At 70.1% G+C, this 20,409-nt stretch carries 16 protein-coding genes and 4 pseudogenes; 16 read left to right on the top strand and 4 right to left on the bottom strand.

Annotation, left to right across the window (positions count from 1 at the left end):
* Positions 1-33: 33 nt before the first annotated feature.
* The 9 genes and pseudogenes from LRS04_RS12390 to LRS04_RS12350 form a co-directional block, all read left to right on the top strand.
* Positions 34-630 carry a chemotaxis protein CheW gene (locus LRS04_RS12390; RefSeq protein WP_308238332.1) on the top strand — a complete coding sequence of 199 codons (597 nt, stop codon included), beginning with the start codon at positions 34-36 and terminating at the stop codon, positions 628-630.
* Positions 631-764: 134 nt separating this feature from the next.
* The gene (locus LRS04_RS12385; RefSeq protein WP_257816632.1) at positions 765-2,684 is read left to right on the top strand and encodes a methyl-accepting chemotaxis protein; all 1,920 of its coding nucleotides are present in this window, start codon (positions 765-767) and stop codon (positions 2,682-2,684) included.
* Positions 2,684-3,133, top strand: a complete 450-nt coding sequence (locus LRS04_RS12380) for a chemotaxis protein CheW (RefSeq protein WP_257816631.1) — start codon at positions 2,684-2,686, stop codon at positions 3,131-3,133. The genes LRS04_RS12385 and LRS04_RS12380 overlap by 1 nt, the downstream gene beginning before the upstream one ends.
* Positions 3,134-3,282: 149 nt before the next feature.
* Positions 3,283-4,425: an ABC transporter permease gene (locus LRS04_RS12375; RefSeq protein ID WP_257816630.1), complete on the top strand. Its 1,143-nt coding sequence runs from the start codon at positions 3,283-3,285 to the stop codon at positions 4,423-4,425.
* Positions 4,422-5,135, top strand: a pseudogene (locus tag LRS04_RS12370) (ABC transporter ATP-binding protein); the annotation flags it as partial. The gene LRS04_RS12375 and the pseudogene LRS04_RS12370, both read left to right, overlap by 4 nt.
* A gap of 59 nt (positions 5,136-5,194) precedes the next feature.
* Positions 5,195-6,169 (top strand): efflux RND transporter periplasmic adaptor subunit, encoded by a 975-nt coding sequence (locus tag LRS04_RS12365; RefSeq protein ID WP_257816629.1) that lies wholly within the window; start codon positions 5,195-5,197, stop codon positions 6,167-6,169.
* Between the two features lie 189 nt (positions 6,170-6,358).
* A pseudogene (locus tag LRS04_RS12360) lies at positions 6,359-7,262 on the top strand (SDR family NAD(P)-dependent oxidoreductase).
* Positions 7,263-7,413: 151 nt separating this feature from the next.
* Complete coding sequence (locus tag LRS04_RS12355) at positions 7,414-8,850, top strand: MFS transporter (protein ID WP_257816628.1); 1,437 nt, start codon at positions 7,414-7,416, stop codon at positions 8,848-8,850.
* Positions 8,851-8,911: 61 nt separating this feature from the next.
* Positions 8,912-10,081 (top strand): annotated as a pseudogene (locus LRS04_RS12350) (MFS transporter); the annotation flags it as partial.
* 251 nt (positions 10,082-10,332) lie between these two features.
* Here LRS04_RS12350 and LRS04_RS12345 read toward each other — a convergent pair.
* On the bottom strand, positions 10,333-11,454 hold the full coding sequence (locus tag LRS04_RS12345) for a P-loop NTPase (protein ID WP_257816627.1): 1,122 nt from the start codon (positions 11,452-11,454) through the stop codon (positions 10,333-10,335).
* 144 nt (positions 11,455-11,598) lie between these two features.
* On the opposite strand from LRS04_RS12345, the gene hflK reads away from it, so the two are divergent.
* Genes hflK through LRS04_RS12330 form a run of 3 tightly spaced genes read left to right on the top strand, consistent with a single transcriptional unit; the run spans position 11,599 to position 14,203 of the window.
* Positions 11,599-12,765, top strand: a complete 1,167-nt coding sequence (gene hflK, locus LRS04_RS12340; RefSeq protein WP_257816626.1) for an FtsH protease activity modulator HflK — start codon at positions 11,599-11,601, stop codon at positions 12,763-12,765.
* Positions 12,765-13,661 (top strand): protease modulator HflC, encoded by an 897-nt coding sequence (hflC, locus tag LRS04_RS12335; RefSeq protein WP_257816625.1) that lies wholly within the window; start codon positions 12,765-12,767, stop codon positions 13,659-13,661. Before hflK ends, hflC begins: the two co-directional genes overlap by 1 nt.
* Positions 13,658-14,203: a GNAT family N-acetyltransferase gene (locus LRS04_RS12330; protein ID WP_257816624.1), complete on the top strand. Its 546-nt coding sequence runs from the start codon at positions 13,658-13,660 to the stop codon at positions 14,201-14,203. The genes hflC and LRS04_RS12330 overlap by 4 nt, the downstream gene beginning before the upstream one ends.
* On the opposite strand, the gene LRS04_RS26865 is transcribed toward LRS04_RS12330, so the two are convergent.
* From LRS04_RS26865 to serB, 3 genes and pseudogenes are all read right to left on the bottom strand, one after another.
* Positions 14,200-14,340, bottom strand: coding sequence for a hypothetical protein (locus LRS04_RS26865; protein WP_308238445.1), 141 nt, complete (start codon positions 14,338-14,340; stop codon positions 14,200-14,202). The genes LRS04_RS12330 and LRS04_RS26865 overlap by 4 nt on opposite strands.
* Before the next feature lie 142 nt (positions 14,341-14,482).
* A pseudogene (locus LRS04_RS26860) lies at positions 14,483-14,827 on the bottom strand (HAD family hydrolase); the annotation flags it as partial.
* Between the two features lie 259 nt (positions 14,828-15,086).
* Positions 15,087-15,974: a phosphoserine phosphatase SerB gene (gene serB, locus LRS04_RS12320; protein ID WP_257816623.1), complete on the bottom strand. Its 888-nt coding sequence runs from the start codon at positions 15,972-15,974 to the stop codon at positions 15,087-15,089.
* Here serB and miaA point away from each other — a divergent pair.
* From miaA to ybaK, 4 genes are all read left to right on the top strand, one after another.
* Positions 15,973-16,905, top strand: a complete 933-nt coding sequence (gene miaA / locus LRS04_RS12315) for a tRNA (adenosine(37)-N6)-dimethylallyltransferase MiaA (protein WP_257816622.1) — start codon at positions 15,973-15,975, stop codon at positions 16,903-16,905. The genes serB and miaA overlap by 2 nt on opposite strands.
* Before the next feature lie 171 nt (positions 16,906-17,076).
* Positions 17,077-18,867 (top strand): acetolactate synthase 3 large subunit, encoded by a 1,791-nt coding sequence (locus tag LRS04_RS12310; protein ID WP_257816621.1) that lies wholly within the window; start codon positions 17,077-17,079, stop codon positions 18,865-18,867.
* Positions 18,868-19,098: 231 nt separating this feature from the next.
* Positions 19,099-19,710: a VOC family protein gene (locus LRS04_RS12305; RefSeq protein ID WP_257816620.1), complete on the top strand. Its 612-nt coding sequence runs from the start codon at positions 19,099-19,101 to the stop codon at positions 19,708-19,710.
* A gap of 7 nt (positions 19,711-19,717) precedes the next feature.
* Positions 19,718-20,188, top strand: a complete 471-nt coding sequence (ybaK, locus tag LRS04_RS12300) for a Cys-tRNA(Pro) deacylase (RefSeq protein WP_257816619.1) — start codon at positions 19,718-19,720, stop codon at positions 20,186-20,188.
* The last annotated feature ends 221 nt before the right edge of the window (positions 20,189-20,409 follow it).

Below are 20,409 nucleotides of genomic sequence, written 5' to 3'. Positions count from 1 at the left end.
CGCCAACACGGCCGCGGGGGCGCCCGCGCCGAGCTGATCTCCGTCCGGATCGGCGACCAGCTCTTCGCCCTCGACATCATGACCGTGCGGGAGATCCGCGGCTGGACGGCCTCGACCCCGCTGCCGCACGCACCCGCCTATGTCCTGGGCATGATCAACCTGCGCGGCGTCGTCCTGCCCGTGGTCGACCTCGCCGGCCTCCTCGGCCTCGCGCGGATCGCCCCGGACGCCTCGTCCGTGGTGGTTGTGGCCGACATCGGCGGCCGCCCCGTCGGCCTGCTCGTGGACGCCGTCTGCGACATCGTCAGCGTCCAGGACGGGGACCTCCAGCCGCCGCCGGAGCTGGGCTCCAACTATGCCGGCTTCGTCAGCGGCGTCATTCCCGATACGGATGGAATCGTCACGGTGCTGAAGCTGGACGGCGCCCTGCCGGAACCCCCTTCCCGAGGCCGCTTGATTCGAGTTCGGGGGCGGGCCCGGCCCGCCCCGGAGGCTTTTCGGATTCGTCCGGAGGCGGCGGAACGTCGCAGGCGGCCGGGCCAGCAGGCTCCTCTCCCTGCGACTGCATCTCATAAATCACGCGCGGGAAGCGCCAAAATGCGCCCAAAGTTACTGCAGAACTTATCCTAGGATATTTATTTGCTTAGTCGCCTAATCGTCACCATGATCAACATGAGGATATTTGATAATTAGTGGTAACAAGTTGGCAAGGTCGCAAATCCACTTCTGCATGAACTGAACATTCTTGCACGAGAGCGCGGCCGATGCTGAACAACCTGAAGATTTCGAAGAAGCTGATGGTAGCCTTCGCCGCCATCATCGTCGTCTCGACCATTGGTGACGCCCTGGTCTTCGCCAAGCTGATGACCATCCGCTCGGCGGCGGAGAAGAACGACCGCACCTACGACCTTTCGATGGACGTGCAGACCATGCTGCAAGGCCTGGTCGAGCAGCAGAACGCCATCCGCGGCTACATCATCTCCGGCGGCGACCAGAGCTTCTACGAGACCTACAAGGAGCATCAGACGGCCGTCGACCAGGCCATGAACAACTTCGAGGCCAAGACCTCGAGCCCGGAGCAGAAGGCGCGCGTGCAGCGCCTCCAGCAGGCCTTCACCGTCTGGCGCGCCGACTATGCGGAGCGGCCGCTGGAGCTGGCCCGGAATCCGGCCACCCGCGAGGAGGCCCTGGCCATCATGGGCAAGAAGACCCTGGGCGACCTGCGCGCCACGCTCGGTGAGCTGGAGACCGCCCAGAACGAAATCCAGAGCGAGCGGATGACCATCCAGAAGGAGGCCATCGCCCAGGCGAACACCTTCCTGATCGTCAGCGCCCTCGTCGCGATCGCCGCGGCGGCGGCCATGGCGTGGTTGCTGTCGCAACTGGTCGCCAAGCCGGTCGTCCAGATGACCGGCACGATGCGCAAACTGGCGGACGGCGACAACACGGTGGACGTGCCCGGCGTGGGCCGCAAGGACGAGATCGGCGAGATGGCCGGAGCGGTGCAGACCTTCAAGGACGCGGCGATCGAGAAGCTGCGCCTGGAGGGCATGACCGCCGAGCAGGCCAGGCAGGCCGAGGAGGAGCGGAAGCGGCAGGAGGAGGCCAAGGCCGAGGCCGCCCGCCAGCTCGCCCAGGTGGTGCAGAACCTCGCCACCGGGCTGGAGAAGCTCTCGGCCGGCGACCTGGTGTTCCGCATCGAGCAGCCGTTCGCCGGCGAGTACGAGAAGCTCCGCACCGACTTCAACGGCGCCATGGGCCAGCTGCAGGACACTCTGAAGGTGATCTCCGGCAACGTCCGCGGCATGCGCTCGGGCACCGACGAGATAAGCCAGGCGGCCGACGACCTCTCCAAGCGCACCGAGCAGCAGGCGGCGAGCCTGGAGGAGACCGCCGCGGCGCTCGATCAGATCACCGCCACGGTCCGCAAGACCGCCGAGGGCGCCAACCACGCCCGCGACGTGGTCAACACCGCCAAGTCCGACGCCGAGCGCTCGAGCGAGGTGGTCCGCCAGGCCGTCGAGGCGATGACCGGGATCGAGAAGTCGTCCGGCCAGATCGGCCAGATCATCGGGGTGATCGACGAGATCGCCTTCCAGACCAACCTGCTGGCGCTGAACGCCGGGGTGGAAGCGGCCCGGGCGGGCGACGCCGGCAAGGGCTTCGCCGTCGTCGCCTCGGAAGTGCGCGCGCTGGCCCAGCGCTCGGCCGACGCCGCCAAGGAGATCAAGACCCTGATCTCGGCCTCCACCGACCAGGTCGGCCAGGGCGTCACCCTGGTGGGCGAGACCGGCGAGGCGCTGACCCGCATCGCCGCCCAGGTGGCCGACATCACCACCGTCGTCTCCGAGATCGCCGCCTCGGCCCAGGAGCAGGCCACCGGCCTGCACCAGGTGAACACCGCGGTGAACCAGATGGACCAGGTGACCCAGCAGAACGCCGCCATGGTCGAGCAGTCCACCGCCGCCAGCCACAGCCTCGCCCAGGAGGCCGAGGAGCTGTCGCGGCTGATCGGCCGCTTCCAGGTGGGCGAGACCGCCCACCAGGCCCCGCCGGCCCGCGCCCCGGCCCGCACCTCCGCCCCGGTCGCCCAGATGCGGACCGTGTCGACCGGCTCCGGCGCGGCGGCGCGCAGGCCCGAGCCCGCGCCCCAGGCCGACGCCGACAGCTGGGAGGAGTTCTGATGAGCGCCGACACCGCCGGCGCGCGCGAGCTGATCTCCATCCGGGTCGGCGAGCAGATGTTCGCCCTCGACATCATGAAGGTCCGCGAGATCCGCGGCTGGACGGCCTCCACGCCCCTGCCGCACGCGCCCTCCTACGTCCTGGGCATGATCAACCTGCGCGGCACGGTGCTGCCGGTGCTCGACCTCTCCGGCCGCCTCGGCCTGCCGCCGCGCACCCCCGACGCCTCCTCGGTGGTGGTCGTCGCCGAACTCGCCGGCCGCCCGGTCGGCCTGCTCGTCGATGCGGTCTGCGACATCATCACCGTCGACGCCGCCCAGATCCAGGCCGCCCCCGACCTCGGCTCGGGCGACACCGACTTCGTCCGCGGCGTCATCACGCTCGAGACCGAGATCGTCACCCTGCTCGACCTCGACACCGCCCTGCCCGAGACGGCGCTGGCGGCCTGATATCCCGGGGGCGCGGGAGGTCCGCGCCCCCACCTCTCCCCCGCATTACGAAGGTTTAATCGGCGACGGCGCATCCGCCCGTCGCACCGGCGGCCTCCCTATAGTCGAACGCGGCCGCATTCCTGGCGGCGCGTGACCGGAGGGGGATCATGTCGCTGGCGCTCGCCACGCTGCTCTACGAATGGCGCCGCTACACCGCGGCCATGGTCGCGCTGGCCTTCGCGGGCCTGCTGATCCTCGCCCAGGTCGGCATGTTCACCGGCATCGTGAAGGGGGCCACCGCCACCATCGACCGCAGCCGCGCGGACCTGATGATCCTGCCGCCGAAGATGGACGCGCTGATCAACTCCGGCGGCTCGACCCTGCCGGTGCGCCTGCAGCCGCAGATGTACATGCATCCCGAGGTCGTCGAGGTGGCGAGCTGGGACGGCGACGGCGGCCGGTGGGTCAACTATCCGAAGGACGGCAAGAAGGCGGTCACCACCTTCGTCAACGTCAACATGGTGGACACCCGTCCGGGCGCCGTGAACCTGCCGGTCGACTTCGACGAAGCGACCCGCAAGGCGCTGCTGGAGCCCTATTCCGTCGCCATCGACGAGAGCCAGCTCAAGCGCCTGGGCGTGAAGCTCGGCGACACCGCCTCGCTGCGCGGCAAGACGGTCTTCGTCCGCGCCGTCCTGCACGGCTATCCGGACATCAACAACGCCAGCGTCACCGTCTCGCGTGACACCTTCCGGCTGCTCGGCATGGCCTACAAGGACGGCAAGAGCGGCCCGCTGATGATCCGCCTGAAGGACCCGGACCGCGCGCTCCAGGTGCGCGACGAGCTGAACGCCAAGGCCAACGGGACCTACCGGGCGTGGACCCGCCAGGAGCTGGCCGAGGCGAACCAGGGCGCGCTGATGAAGGAACAGATCATCGGCCTGTTCCTGAGCGCCTCGGTGATCCTGGGCTTCTTCATCGGCATCGGCATCACCTCCCAGACCCTGCGCGGCGCGATCCTGTCGTCGATCAAGGAGTTCGCCAGCCTGCGCGCGCTCGGCGTCTCCATGGGCTCGCTCAGCCTGGTGGTCATCGAGCTGTCGTTCTGGGTCGGCGTCGCCGGCCTGATGGCCACCACCGTCCTGATGGTCGGCGTCTACCTGCTGGCGGCCAACGGCGGCGTGCCGATGGGCTTCCCGATGTCCTGGGTGGTCGGCGTCGCCCTCTTGCTTCTCGCCATCGCCGTCGCCTCGGGCGTGCTCGCCCTGGGCATCCTCAAGAAGAGCCAGCCTGCGGACCTGCTGAGATGAGCCGAACCGAGACCGCCATCCGAGCCCACGGCCTCTACAAGAGGTTCAAGACCGGCCGCAGCCACATCGAGGTGCTGAAGCGCGTGGACTTCGACGCCCTGCACGGGGACGTCACCATGGTCATGGGCCCCTCGGGTTCGGGCAAGTCGACCCTGGTCGCCACCCTGTCGAGCCTGCTGAAGCCCGACGAGGGCAAGGTCACCGCGCTGAACCAGGACATCTGGAACCTGTCCGGCGGCAAGCGGGACCGGTTCCGCCTCGACCACTGCGGCTTCATCTTCCAGGGCTTCAACCTGTTCCCGGCGCTGACCGCCCGCCAGCAGGTCGAGATCATCCTGAAGTACCAGGGCTACACCGCCGGCGAGGCCCGGCGGAAGGCGGCGGACGCGCTCACCGAGGTGGGGCTGGAGATGCGCATGAACATGCGCCCCTCCGAGCTTTCCGGCGGCGAGAAGCAGCGCGTCGCCATCGCCCGCGCGCTCGCCAAGGACCCGCGCCTGCTCTTCGCCGACGAGCCCACCAGCGCGCTCGACGGCGAGAACGGCCAGATCGTCATCAAGCTCCTGCAGCGCGCCGCCAAGCAGTACGGCGCGGCGGTGATCTGCGTGACCCACGACCCGCGGCTCGAAGCCTACGCCGACCGCATCATCCACCTGGAGGACGGCCAGATCCTCTCCGACCGGCGGACCGTCCACGCCGCGGCCCCGGCCGACCCCCCACCACCACCATCCTCAGCCCGAGCTCGTCCGAGCCTAAGGACCGCAAGACCATGTTCGCCTTCCTGCGCAACCGCATCGTCTGGATCGTCGCCGCCGTGATCGTCGTCGCGGGCGGCGGCGGCCTCTATTTCAACAGCCAGGCCGAGGCGAAGAAGGCCGCGGCCGCCAAGGCCGAAGCCGCCGCGGCCGACCAGAAGAGCCCCTACGCCGCCGTCGCCAACGGCAAGGCCGACGTGGAGGGCGGGATCATTCAGGTCGCCGCCCGCCGCGCCGGCGTGATCCGCGAGGTGCTCGCCCAGGAGGGCGACATGGTCACGCGCGGCCAGGTCCTCGCCCGCCTGGAGGACGACGAGCCCCGGCTCGCGGCCCAGCGCGCCGCCGCCGAGGTGGCCCAGGCCCGCGCCGCGCTGGCGCTGCTGGAGGTCCAGCTCTCGTCGGCCCAGCGCGAGGAGCGCCGCCTGCAGGGCCTGGCGTCCACCAACTTCGTGGCCGGCCAGAAGCTCGACCAGGCCCGCGACCAGGTCCGCGAGGCCCACGCCAAGATCGCCGCCCAGCAGGCGATCATCGCCACCGCCGACGCCCGCCTGGCCGAGAGCCGCTACGACCAGGAGCTGTCGATCATCCGCGCCCCGGCCGACGGCCGGATCGTCCGCCGCTACGCCAACCCCGGCGCCGGCGCCTCCACCCTGAACGTCTCCAACATGTTCGACCTGGAGCCGCAATCGGGGCGCATCGTCCGCGCCGAGATCGCCGAGGGCGCCCTGCCCTACGTGAACGTCGGCCAGACGGTCAGCATGTCGCCGGAAGCCGACCCCACGAAGATCTACCCGGGCCGCGTCCTGCGCCGCGCCGCGGTGTTCGGGGCCCGCAAGCTGCAGTCCGACGACCCCAACGAGCGCACCGACGACCGGGTGGTGGAGGTGGTGGTGGCCGCCGACGGCGCGCCCTTCCTGATCGGCCAGCGGGTGCTCGTGAAGTTCATGGACCAGAAGCAGGCCAGCGTGCCGGCGCAGCCGGCGGGCTGAACGAGTTAGGGAGCCTCCCTCCCCAGCAAGAGGCTCCGAGGGCAGGGCGTCGTGGCGAGTCGAGCCGCCACGGCGCCCTTTCTCGTTTTCGGCCCGCCCCCGACCTCCGTCGCGTCAGCTTGACGCTCCCTGCGCCGCACCGCACAACGCGCGCCGAATTCGAACACCTGTTCCAGGGAAGGACCTCACATGGCGGACATCCGCTTCGACGGCAAAGTGGCCATCGTCACCGGCGCGGGCGGGGGCCTCGGCCGCCAGCACGCCCTCGAGCTCGCGCGCCGCGGCGCCAAGGTGGTCGTGAACGACCTCGGCGGCTCCATGGACGGCTCGGGCGGCGGCTCCGACGCGGCCAACAAGGTCGTGGAAGAGATCAAGGCGCTGGGCGGCGAAGCGATCGCCAACGGCTCGTCGGTGACCGACGACGCCGGCGTCGCCCGGATGGTCAAGGACGCCATGGACGCCTGGGGCCGGATCGACATCCTGATCGCCAACGCCGGCATCCTGCGGGACAAGACCTTCGCCAAGATGGAGTTCGGCGACTTCCAGGTGGTGGTCGACGTCCACCTGTTCGGCACGGTGAAGCCGGCCAAGGCCGTCTGGGAGATCATGCGCGAGCAGAACTACGGGCGGATCGTGGTCACCACCTCGTCGTCCGGCCTCTACGGCAATTTCGGCCAGTCGAATTACGGCGCGGCCAAGCTCGGCCTGATCGGCTTCATGAACACGCTGAAGCTCGAGGGCCAGAAGAACAACATCCACGTCAACGCCATCGCCCCGGTCGCCGCCACCCGGATGACCGAGAGCCTGATGCCGCCGGCCGTGCTGGAGCAGCTGAAGCCGGAGTACGTCACCCCGGGCGTGGTCTTCCTGTGTTCGGAAGAGGCGCCGACGGGCGCGATCCTGACCGCGGGCGCGGGGGGCGTTTGCGCTGTCGCGGATCGTCGAGACCGAGGGCGTCTACCTCGGCCACGGCGCCACCGTGGAAGGCGTGCGCGACAACTGGGCGAAGATCACCGACGAGACGGGCGCCAAGGCCTACGTCAATGGCGGCGAGCAGACCCAGAAGTTCTTCCGCAAGATGCAGGGCGGCTGAGCCGATCCTCGCCGGGAAACGATGGCGGGCGGTCCCGGCGGGGCCGCCCGTTTCTGTTTTGTAATCTGAAAGCCCTTGCCGAATGACAGGTGATCGCGCGTAACCTGACGCCTGCGACCAGATAAGACACGGCGCGGTGGAGGAGCACAACTTGTCAGTTCAGGGCAACCAGGCCGCGCCGGCGCGCCCACTCTCCCTCGCCACCGTCATCACCTTCGCGAGCGCCTCGATTCCGGTGGGCGCCCTGGTCCTGGCGGCCACCGTCCACCTGCCCCGCTACTTCGCCGCCGAACTCGGGCTGTCGCTGGCTCTGGTCGGCACCGTCTTCGCCCTCGTCCGCTTCATCGACATCCCGGTCGACGCCCTGATGGGCCTCGCCATGGACCGCACCCGCACGAGGTTCGGCCGCTACCGCATCTGGATGGCGGTCGGCGCCCCGGTGCTGATGCTGGGCTTCTACATGCTGCTGATCTCGCCCGCCGGCGTGGGCGCGCTCTATCTCGGCGCGTGGCTGCTGGTGATGTACGTGGGCTACTCCGGCATCTACCTCTCGCATCTCGCCTGGGCGGGCCGGCTCGCCGCCACCTACCGGGAGCGGTCGCGGGTGTTCGGGGCGATCACCGGCCTGGGCGTGATCGGCGCGATCGCCGTCCTGCTGATCCCGGTGGCCATGACGCAGGCCGGCGCGAGCGACGCCGAGGGCGTCCGCGCCATGATCTGGTTCATCATCGGCAGCGCCGCCCTGACCTGCCTGCTGGTGGTGGTGCGCTCGCCCGAACGGATCGCCCCCGACCACGCCACCCGCTTCGGGTTGAAGGACTATCTGGCGCTGTTCAGCCGGGCGAACGTGGTCCGCCTGCTCGCCGCCGACCTGCTCGTCACCCTCGGCCCGGGCTGGATGGCCGCGCTCTACCTCTTCTACTTCAAGGACAGCCGCGGCTTCGACACGGCGGCGGCCAACCTGCTGCTGCTCATCTATGTGGTCGCCGGCTTCGCGGGCGCGCCGCTCGCCGCCTGGCTCGCCAACCGGCTGAGCAAGCACCAGGCGCTGATGGTCAACACCAGCGTCTATTCGCTGGGCCTGGTGGTGGTGCCGTTCCTCCCGCCCGGAAATTTCGCCGCCTTCGCGCCGGTGATGTTCATCGTGGGCGCCATGGCCGCCGGCTTCACCGTCATGATCCGGGCGATCTGCGCCGACATCGCCGACGAGCTGCGCCTCGACAGCGGGCGCGAGTGGATGGGGCTGATGTACGCCGGGATCACGGCGACCTCGAAGCTGGCCACCGCCGGCGCCATCTTCCTCACCTTCAACGTGCTCGCCGCGGTGGGCTATGTGGCCCAGGCCGGCTCGGTGAACACGCCGGAAGCGATCCGGGGGCTGGAGATCGCCTACATCGTCGGGCCGATCGCCTTCGTGATGGCCGCCGGCGCCCTGCTTCATCGGCTACAAGCTGACCGCCGAGCGCCACGCCGAGATCCGCCGCCGGCTCGAGGAGCGGGACACCCTGATGGACCCCGCCGCGAGCCTCGAATCCCTGACCGGCGAAGACCTGGCCCCCGTGAACCGGCCCTCGTGATCGCCGCATGACCTGAAACGCGCGTTCCGGACCTCGCTCCCAGAGGCGGGCCGGGAGAAAGGGAGGACTGCGATGTCGAGGGCCAATCCCGCCAGCGGGCGGCTGCCGCTCATCACCGCGCTCGCGTTCGCCGCCACCAGCCTGCCGCTGCAGGCGCTCGGCATCGCCGTCGCCGTCCACCTGCCCGCCTACTTCGCCGCCAACATCGGGGTGCCTCTGGCGGTGGTCGCCGCCGCGTTCGGCACCGTCCGGCTGATCGACGTCCCCATCGAGGTCGCGCTTGGCCTCGGCATGGACAAGACGCGGACGCGCTTCGGGCGCTACCGGCTCTGGACGCTGCTGGGCGCCCCCTTCCTGATGCTCGGCCTCTACATGCTGCTCACCGCCGGCCGCGGCGTGGGCTCGAGCTATTTGATCACCTGGCTGCTGGTCATGTACCTGGGCGTCTCGATCCTGATGCTCTCGCACCAGGCCTGGGCCGCGACCCTGGCGAAGTCCTACGACGACCGGGCGCGCCTGTTCGGGGTCATGGCCGCGGTCGGCGTCCTGGGGGCCGTCAGCGTGCTCGCCATCCCGATCGTCATGGAACAGATGGGCTACGGCGAGGCGCAGGCGGTCCGGGCGATGGTCTGGTACCTGATCGTTCTGGCCCCGATCGCCGTGGCCATCGTCGTCTGGCGCACGCCCGAGACCCTGGCCCGCGAGGTTCCGGGCCAGAGATTCCGGATGCGCGACTACCTGGAGATCGTCACCGACCGGAACATGTCGCGCATCCTGCTGGTCGACCTGATGGTCTCGCTCGGCCCGGGCTGGATGGCGGCGCTCTACATCCTCTACAGCCGCGACTACATGCAGTTCACGTCCGGCCAGGCCAATATCCTGCTGCTCGTGTACATCCTGGCCGGCATCGCCGGCGCGCCCTGCCTGGCCTGGCTGGCGACGAAGATCAGCAAGCACCGGACGGTGATGCTGATCGCGGTGGTCTATTCGCTGATGCTGATCAGCCTGCCGTTCCTGCCCAAGGGCAACCTCCTGGCTTCGCTGCCCACCCTGTTCATCACCGGCTTCATGGCCCAGGGCTTCAACGTGCTGACCCGCGCCATGACGGCGGACGTCGCCGACGAGATGCGGCTTCGGCAGGGCAAGGAGCGCAGCGGCCTGCTCTACGCCATGACCACCCTGACCACGAAGATCGCGGCCGGCGTCTCGATCTTCCTGACCTTCGGGGGTGCTGTCGCGGCTCGGCTACGACGCCACGCTGGGGCAGCGGAACACGCCCGAGGCGATCCAGGCGCTGATGCTGTCGTTCGTGGTCGGACCGGTGGTCTTCGTGATGCTGGGGGCCGCCTGCCTGATCGGCTACCGCCTGACCGCGGACCGCGCGGCCGACGTGCGGCGCCAGCTCGAGGAACGCGACGCGACCTTCGATCCCGCCGGCGCCCTCGAGGGCCTGACCGGCGAGGAGCGCGAGGCGCCGCGTCCGGCCCCCGGGCCTACGCCAGCTCCGCGGCCATCCTGAGGAAGGCGCGGGCGGCGGGGCTGTCCGGGTCGGTGGCCACCAGCGGCCGGCCCTCGTCGCCGCCCTGGCGAAGCGCGATCTCGATGGGCACCTCGGCCAGCAGCGGTACGCCCAGACGCTCGGCCTCGGCCTTGCCGCCGCCCTCCCCGAAGATCGGGATGCGGGCGCCGGTGGCGGGATCGGGGAAGTAGGCCATGTTCTCCACCACCCCCAGGATCGGGGCGCCGGTCTTGGCGAACATGGTGGCCGCGCGGCGGGCGTCGATCAGGGCGATCTCCTGAGGGGTCGAGACGATCACCACCCCGTCGAGCTTCAGCCGCTGGACGAGGGTGAGCTGGATATCCCCGGTGCCGGGCGGCAGGTCGACCACCAGCACGTCGAGCGGGGCCGCGGCCGAGCCCCAGTTGGAGCTCATCAGGGTGCGCAGCGCCGAGGTCGCCATCGGCCCGCGCCAGATGTTCGCCGTCCCGTCCTCGACGATGAAGCCGATGGACATCACCTGCACGCCGAAGGCTTCCAGCGGATTCAGCTTCTTGTCGGCGTCGAACGTCGGCTCCTGGTCGGCGATCCCCAGCATCTGGGGCGCGGAGGGGCCATAGATGTCGGCGTCGAGCAGGCCCACCCGCTTGCCGAGCCGGGCCAGGGCGACGGCCAGGTTCACCGAGACCGTGGACTTGCCTACGCCGCCCTTGCCGCTGGCCACGGCGATGACCTTCCGCACATGCGCCGGGCGTTCGGCCTCGGGCATGTGGCCGAGCCTCGCCTGCGGATCCTCGGCGACCTGGGCGCGGCGGCCCTGGGAGCGGGGCGGCGAGGTCCGGAGCTCCGGCGCGGGCGGGCCCTCGGAGGTCAGCACCACCTGGGCCGTCGCCACGCCGGGCACGGCGGCCAAGGCCTTCTCGGCCGCGTCGCGGACAGCGCCGTAGAGCCCGATATCGGCCGCCGCCACCTCCAGCATGAAGGCGGCGCGGTCGCCGCGGATCACCAGGCCGCGCACCAGGCCGGCGCTCGCCAGCCCGCGTCCGGACCGGGGGTCGCGGACCGCGTCGAGCGCCTCGAGAATGGCGGCCCGGTCCGGGCCGGCGGCTTGGCTCATCTCGCCCTATGTCTTGCTTTGCCGGGGAAGGGGTCTCATATCCGGCGGACTGCGCGTGTTTACAAGCCCAGTGGGGGCTTGCCCGACACGGCCGCGCCTGGACGAAGACAAGAAAACAACCTTGACCAAGACGCGACCTGCCTGATGCCCTGGAACGACAACGCCAACCCCGGTCCATGGGGCTCGCCCGGTGACGACAACGATCGTCGCGACAATCCGCCGAAACGCCCGCTGGGCGGCGGCCGTGGGCCGCAGCGCCCCGGCGGCCCGGACCTGAACGCCGGGTTCGAGCAGCTCCAGCGCCGGTTCGGCCGCTACTTCAGCGGCGGGCCGGGCGGCGGCATCCGTCCGGGCGCGATCGCGCTCGTGGCCGGCGGCGCCTTCGCGCTGTGGGCCGCCTCGGGCGTCTATGTGGTCCAGCCCAACGAGGAGGCGGTGGTCACCACCTTCGGGGCCTACACCCGCAACGAGGGCCCGGGCCTGCGCTACCACCTGCCCTTCCCCGTCGAGCGCGTGGTGAAGGTGCCGGTGACCAGCCTGCAGCGGGTCGACATCGGCGGCGTGGGCGAGAGCGACGTGCCCCAGGAGAGCCTGATGGTCACCGGCGACGAGAACATCGTCGACCTGGACTTCAGCGTGACCTGGCGCGTGGCCGACGCCGACCAGTTCGTCTTCCGCCTGCGCGATCCGGAGGCGTCCGTGAAGTCGGTGGCCGAGAGCGCCATGCGCGAGGTCGTCGGCCGGATGCCGCTCGACGACGTGCTGACCCGCCAGCGCGGCCAGGTGCAGATCCAGGCCGCCGAGCTGATGCAGCGCACCCTGGACCAGTGGGGCGCCGGCGTCCGCGTGGTCGAGGTGCAGATCCGCAGCGCCAACCCACCCCAGCAGGCGATCGCCGCCTTCCGGGACGTGAACAGCGCCGAACAGGACCAGTCCTCGGCGGTGAACGAGGCCCGCACCTACGCCAACCGCGTCGTCAATGAGGCGCGCGGGGACGCCGCGCGCATCATCCAGTCCGCTCAGGGCTATCGCGAGCAGTCGGTCCGCGAGGCGCTCGGCGACGCCGCCCGCTTCAACTCCATCTATTCCGAATACCGCCGCGCCCCCGGGGTCACCCGCGACCGGCTTTACATCGAGACCATGCAGCGCGTGCTTGCCCGTTCGAACAAGGTGATCGTCGACAGCCAGGGCGCGTCGGCCCCGATCATCCTGCCGCCCGATGTGTTCCGGCCCCGGAGCGCGGCGTCGCCCGGCGCCATGGCGGCGCCTGAACCGTCCGTCGAGGCCCAGCCCCGCGCGAGGGCCCAATGATGCGTAACCGGTTCACCCTCTACGTAGCCGCCGTCGTGGTGCTGGCCATCGTGCTGGCCAACACGCTCTTCGTGGTCGACCAGCGCGAGCAGGCGATCGTGGTCCGCTTCGGCGACCCGGTCCGCGTGGTCAACGCGCCGGGCACCAACGGCGCAGGCCTCAACCTGAAGGCGCCGTTCCTCGAGAACGTCGTCAAGTTCGACCGCCGCAACATCGCCCTGGAAAGCCAGCAGGAGGAAATCCTCACGGCCGACCGGCAGCGCCTGGTGGTCGACGCCTTCGTCCGCTACCGCATCTCCAATCCGCTGAACTTCTACCGGACGCTCCGCGACGAGCGGACGGCGGAGGACCGTATCGAGCGGCTGGTGAACTCGTCGCTGCGCCAGGTGCTGGGCTCGGCCAGCCAGCAGGACATCATCTCGGGCCGCCGGGGCCAGCTGATGCAGCTCACCCGCGCCGACGTGGCCCAGCGCGCGGAGGCCTCGCGCCTCGGCATCGAGGTGATCGACGTCAGGATCAAGCGCGCCGACTTCCCGCAGATCAACGAGGAAGCCGTCTACCGGCGCATGCAGACCGACCGGCAGCAGGAAGCCGCCCGCATCCGCGCCATCGGCGAACAGCAGAAGCGCGAACTGATGGCCGCCGCCGACCGGGAGGTGACGATCACGCTGGCCACCGCCCAGGAACAGGGCGAGACCACCCGAGGCGAGGGCGACGCCCAGCGCACGCGGATCCTCGCCCAGGCCTACGGCAAGGACGCCGGCTTCGCGGCCTTCTACCGGTCCATGCAGGCCTATGAGGCGAGCCTCGGCCAGGGCGACACGACCATGGTGCTCTCCCCGGACAGCGCCTTCTTCCGCTACTTCGAACAGGGACCCTCGGGCGGCCGCCGGTGAGCCCGTCGGCCCTCGTCCGGCCGGACCTTCGCTACATGGCCTCGTTCGTCGAGGCGCTCCGCGAGGGCTATCAGCGCGACAGCCTCCGGCCGGAAACGCCGGAGGCGATCGCCGCCATCGCGGCCGAGCCCGAGGCGTTCGTGCGCCAGCAGCTCAACCCGCCGACCACCATCGTCCTGCCGGACGGCTCGCTGGGCGAGCGGGTGCCCGAGACCCATCTCTGGAGGGTCGAGGGCGATGCGTTTCTCGGGTCGGTGGGCGTCCGCCACCGGCTGAACGCCGTGCTCGAGGCCTGGGGCGGCCACATCGGCTATGCGGTGCGCCCGTCGGCGCAGGGGCGCGGCCTCGCCACCGGGATGCTAGCGGAAGCGCTCGGCTGGTGCCGGGCGAACCTGCCGCTCGACCGGGTCATGCTCACCGTCAATACGAAGAACATCGCCTCGACACGGGTGATCGAGAAGAACGGCGGCGTCCTCCTGGACACCATCCCCCACCCCTGGATCGAGGGCGACTTCGGCCGCCGCTACTGGATCGACCTCTAGGCCTGGGCGGCGATCAACTCGCGGACCTCGTGCAGGTCGCGGGCGATGCGGACGCAAAGCTCGTGCATCTCGTCGGTGGGATGCAACATGTCCGGCACCATGATGGTCATCATCCCCGCGGCGGCGGCGGCGCGCACGCCATTGTGGCTGTCCTCCAGCGCCAGGCAGTCCTCGGGCGGGATGCCGAGCGCGGCGGCGGCGGCCAGGTAGGGGGTCCGGATTGGGCTTCGGCCGCGGATAGTCGCCGTTGGCCAGGATCGCGTTGAAGCGGTCCAGCAGGCCGTGGCCGCCGATGTGGTGTTCGACCTCCCTGCGGCGCGACGAGGTGGCGATGGCCCGGGGCAGGCTGCGGCGGTCCAGCTCGTCGAGGATTTCCACCACGCCGGCCTTCAGCGCCACCTCCGCCTCGACGATCTCGTAGAACATGGCGGTGGCCCGCTCGCGCATGGCCTCGGGGTCGAAGCCCTCGCCGAAGTGGGCCATCAGCAGCGGGACGCTGTTGATCCAGACCTGGCCGATCATCTGGTGCAGCACGCTGCTGGGTAGCTCGTGGCCCATTTCCACGCAGGCCTCGGTGAGCGCCTGGCAATAGACCGTCTCGGTGTCCACCAAGAGGCCGTCCATATCGAAGACGACGGCTTTTACGGTGCGCGGCAGACTCATGGCGCGCTTGCTAGCGGAGTTCACACCAGGACTCTACCTCCCCCGCGCAGCGGCGGGAGGGGGACCGTTCGCCGACCCCGGCGAAGACCGGGGAAGAGCGAATGGTGGAGGGGGCAGACGGCCGGCAGTGCGTGGGGCTTGCCCCCTCCACCACCGGCTCTCCGGCTTCGCCTCGGCCGGCGGTCCCCCTCCCGCCACTTCGTGGGGGAGGTAGGCTGCTTCAGTCCGTGACGAACTCGTCCTCGGCGTAGCCCTGGAAGTAGAGCACCGCGGTCAGGTCGGCGTGGTCCACCTTGCAGTGCGCCTCGGCGGCCACCACCGGCTTGGCGCGGTAGGCGACGCCCAGGCCGGACGCCTTGATCATCGCGAGGTCGTTGGCGCCGTCTCCGATCGCCAGCGTCAGGGCCAGGTCGATGCTGAGCGCGGCGGCCTCCTCCTTCAAGGCGGCGAGCTTGGCCTCGCGGCCGAGGATCGGTTCGCCCACCGTGCCGAGCAGGGCGCCGTCGGCCGCATTCAGGGTGTTGGCGCGGTTGTCGTGGAAGCCGGCCGCATCGGCGACGCGGCTCGTGAAGAAGGTGAAGCCTCCGGAGACCAGCACGCAGCGCGCGCCGTTGGCGGCCATGGTGCGGACCAGGGTCCGCGCGCCGGGATTGAGCCGCACGCGCTCGTCATAGGCCTGTTGGAGCGCGGTCGTGGCGAGGCCCTTCAGCTTGCCGACCCGCTCCCGGAGCGCGCCCTCGAACTCCAGCTCGCCGCGCATGGCGCGCTCGGTGATCTCGGCGATCTCGGCCTTCTTGCCGGCGTAGTCGGCGATCTCGTCCAGGCACTCGACGTTGATGATGGTGGAGTCCATGTCGGCCACCAGCAGGCGCTTCTTCCGCCCTTCGGCCGGCTGCACGCACCAGTCGATGGGAACGTCGGCGAGGTCCTCGGCCAGCTCCGCCCGGAAGGCGGCCGGATCATCGACCTCGAGCACGAAGTCCTCGGCGAAGGTCTTGCCGTCTGCCAGGAAGCGGTTGTCGATGACCCTTGCCTTCGCCAACGCTTTCAGATTGGGCAGGTGGGCCGACGAGGCCGGCGGAACGACATAGGTGAAGGCGATCTGCATGGAGCCCCGCATCTGGCTGATCGCCGGGCCGACGGCAAGCGGCAAGTCCGCGCTGGCGCTGCGCCTGGCCGAGACCGTGGGCGCCGAGATCGTCAATGCCGACTCCATGCAGCTCTATGCCGGCCTGCGGGTGATCACCGCGGCGCCGTCTCCGGAGGACGAGGCCCGCGCCCCGCATCACCTGTTCGGGACGGCGGACCCTGCAGACGGCTGGTCGGTGGGCCGCTGGCTGCGCGCCGCTTCGGGCGTGCTGGCCGACATCGGGTCCCGGGGTCGGTCGGCCGTCGTGGTCGGCGGCACGGGCCTCTACTTCCGGGCGCTGACCCAGGGACTGGCGGAGGTCCCGGCCATTCCGCCGGAGGCTCGCGAGGCGTCAGCCGCCGACTACGAGACCCTGGGCGAGCCCGCCTTCCGCGTGCGGCTGGCCGCCCACGACCCAGCCGCCGCCCAGCGGATCGCGCCCGGCGACCGCCAGCGCCTCTGCCGCGCCTGGGAGGTCTATGCCGCCACCGGGACCAGCCTGACCGACTGGCAGAAGACCGGCGAGCCGGCCCTGGCTGCGGGAGGCTTCTCCGCCGTCGCCCTGGAGCCGCCGCGGGACGTCCTCTACGCACGATGCGACATGCGGCTCGAGGCCATGGTCCGCGTGGGCGCGGTGGACGAGGTGCGCGCCCTCCTCGCCCGCAACCTCGATCCCGACTTGCCGGCCATGAAGGCCGTGGGCGTGCGCGAGATCGCCGCACACCTGCGCGGCGAGGCCACGCTGGCGCAGGCCCTGGCCGTCGCCCAGATGGAGACCCGCCGGTACGCCAAGCGCCAGACCACCTGGATGCGCGGCCAGATGGCGGACTGGCCGCGGCTCACGGCGTCGGACCCCGATGGGCAATGGAGGCAGTTTATTGCGCAGAACCCCGTCTTGACGGCTTCCTAGGAGCATGCGAAAGCCCTGATCCTCCAGTTTGGAAGAACGCACGTGCGCACCATTCTTGTACTCGTAGGGCGGCCGTAGACGGACTGACATCGCGTCAGGACCGACCGGTCGCTCGTCACCAGGCCCCCCGCGGGCCTTTTTATTGCCCAAACGCCCCGAAGGCAGACTGCCATGACCGCCCACCAGACCATCGAAGCCCAGGCTGACACCATCTCCGGCGCGGAGATCGTGGTCCGCGCCCTCGTGGACCAGGGCGTCGAGGTGCTCTTCGGCTATCCCGGCGGCGCGGTGCTGCCGATCTACGACGCGCTGTTCAACGAGCCCAAACTGACCCACGTCCTCGTCCGCCACGAGCAGGGCGCGACCCACGCCGCCGAGGGTTATGCCCGCTCCACCGGCAAGCCGGGCGTCGTCCTCGTGACCTCCGGGCCGGGCGCCACCAACGCCGTTACCGGGATCGTCGACGCCCTGATGGACTCGATCCCGCTGGTGGTCATCACCGGCCAGGTCGCCACCCACCTGATCGGCACCGACGCCTTCCAGGAGTGCGACACCATCGGGATCACGCGGCCCTGCACCAAGCACAACTACCTGGTGAAGGATGTCGCCGACCTGCCCCGGATCATGCACGAGGCCTTCCATATCGCCACGTCCGGCCGGCCCGGCCCGGTGGTCATCGACATCCCGAAGGACGTTCAGTTCGGGAAGGCCGCCTACCAGGGCCCGGCCGAGGTCCGCCACAGCCACAACTACACGCCGCGCGTGAAGGGCGACGCCTCGCGCATCGCCGAGGCCGCGGCGATGATCGCCAGCGCGCGCCGGCCGATCCTCTACACCGGCGGCGGCGTGATCAACGCCGGCCCCCGCGCCGCGGCCCTGCTGCGCGAGTTCGCCGAGCTGACCGGGGCGCCGGTCACCTCCACCCTGATGGGCCTGGGCGCCTTTCCGGCGTCGGACAAGAAGTGGCTGGGCATGGTCGGCATGCACGGCTCCTTCGAGGCCAACAACGCCATGCACGACTGCGACGTCATGGTGGCGATCGGCGCGCGGTTCGACGACCGGGTGACCGGCCGGCTCGACGCCTTCGCGCCCACCTCTCGCAAGATCCACATCGACATCGACGCCTCCTCGATCGGCAAGAACGTGCGCGCCGACATCGGCATCGTCGGCGACGCGGCCAGCGTGCTGGAGGACCTGATCGCCGCCTGGAAGCAACGCCGCCTGACGGTCGACAAGACCGCGCTCGACGAATGGTGGAAGCAGGTGGACGCCTGGCGGGCCCGCGACTGCTTCCGCTTCCGCCAGGACGACAAGCTGATCAAGCCGCAGTACGCGATCCAGCGGCTCTACGAGCTGACCAAGGACCGCGACACCTACATCACCACCGAGGTCGGCCAGCACCAGATGTGGGCCGCCCAGTACTACCACTTCGACGAGCCGAACCGCTGGATGACCTCCGGCGGCCTGGGCACCATGGGCTACGGCCTGCCGGCCGCGGTCGGCGTGCAGATGGCCCACCCCAAGAGCCTGGTCATCGACATCGCCGGCGACGCCAGCGTGCAGATGACCATGCAGGAGATCTCCACGGCGGTGCAGTACGGCCTGCCGATCAAGATCTTCATCCTGAACAACGAGTGGATGGGCATGGTCCGTCAGTGGCAGCAGCTGCTGCACGGCGAGCGCTACTCGCACTCCTACTCCGCCTCCCTGCCCGACTTCGTGAAGCTGGCGGAGGCCTACGGCGGCGTCGGCCTCCGCGCCGAGCGGCCGGACGAACTGGATGCGGCGATCCTGGAGATGATCAACGTCGACAAGCCGGTGATCTTCGACTGCCGGGTGACCAAGGAAGAGAACTGCTTCCCGATGATCCCGTCGGGCAAGGCGCACAACGAGATGATCATGGCCGAGGAAGCCCGCGACCTGGGCTCGATCATCGACGACGCCGGCAAGCGGCTGGTCTAGCCGTCGTTCAAACGTCGCCGGTCGGGGATAAGGTGGCGCCCTCACCGAAGGAGCCTCGGATGTCCGACCACGGCCGCTTCATCTGGTACGAGCTGATGACCCCCAACGTCGCGGGGGCCAAGGCCTTCTATCCGCCGCTGCTGAACTGGGACGTGGACGAGATGCCCGCGCCTGACGACAGCGGCATGTCCTACTGGATCGTCGGCCCCGGCGCCCGGCGTCGGCGGCATGATGGAGCTCAGCGCGGATATGAAGGCGCAGGGCGTGCCGCCGAACTGGACGTCCTATGTGGCGGTGGACGACGTGGACGCCGCGGCGGCGAAGGCCACGACGCTCGGCGGCGAGGTCCAGGTCCCGCCGACCGACATCCCCGGGATCGGCCGCTTCGCGGTGATCGCCGACCCCACGGGCGCGGTGATCGCCATCATGACGCCCGCGCCCATGGACGAGACGCCGCCCAGCCCGGAGGCCGGCGCCGTCGGCACGGTCGGCTGGCGCGAGCTCTACGCGGGCGACCTGGAGAAGGCCTGGAGCTTCTACGCCGACCTGTTCGGCTGGACGAAGGACAGCGACATGGACATGGGCCCCATGGGCGCCTACCGGCTGTTCTCCACGCCCGACGGCCCGGCGGGCGGAATGATGACCAAGCCCGCAAACATGCCGGTCCCCTGCTGGACCTACTACTTCCGGGTGGGCGGCATCGACGAGGCCGCGGCCAAGGTCTCGGCCAGCGGCGGCGCGCTGATCATGGGCCCGATGGAGGTGCCGAGCGGCGACTGGGTGCTGCAGGCCACCGACCCCCAGGGCGCGGTCTTCGCCCTGATGGGACCGAAGGCCGCCTGACCGCCGCATGTCGAAGACCACCCCCGCCACCCTCGCCCTCGACCGGGCGGGGGTCGCCTACCGGCGCGCGACCTACGACTACGACCCGAACGCCGAGCGCGTCGGCCTTCAGGCGGCCGAGGCGCTGGGCGCGCCGCCGTCCGAGGTGCTGAAGACCCTGATGGTCAAGGTGGACGGCAAGCCCGCATGCGTGGTGCTGGCCTCGGACCGCGAGGTCGCCATGAAGAAGCTCGCCGCGGCGCTGGGCGGCAAGTCCGCGGAGATGATGAAGCCCGCCGACGCCGAGCGCATCACCGGCTACCGCGTGGGCGGCGTCAGCCCGTTCGGCCAGAAGCGGGCGTCGCGCACGGTGGTCGACGCCGCCGCCGCCACCCTCGCCGAGGCCTACGTCAACGGTGGCCAGCGCGGGCTGCAGATTCGCCTCGCGCCGGGCGACCTGATCCGCGTCACCGAAGCGGTCGTCGCAACCGTAACCTGAGCGATTTGCCCATCGGCCTGCATTTTCACAGGCGAGAGAGCGAATTTCACAACCAAAACGGGCGTTTAGGCCAAATAAATTCGAGTTCGGTGACCAAAGTCACACGCGCGGCGACACGACGCACCCTAATCATAAGCCTGCGAGGCCCCGGGGAGGCCTCGGGCAAGACACCGGACCCTTCGCGTACCTGAAGGGCCGGCGGATCTTGAGATTGGGGCAAA

The sequence above is a fragment of the Phenylobacterium sp. J367 genome (assembly GCF_024699985.1).
In the GTDB taxonomy this organism is placed as follows: Bacteria; Pseudomonadota; Alphaproteobacteria; order Caulobacterales; family Caulobacteraceae; genus Phenylobacterium.
The sequence above is the reverse complement of the archived record's forward strand: the minus strand, read 5'-3'. Positions and strand labels throughout refer to the sequence as shown.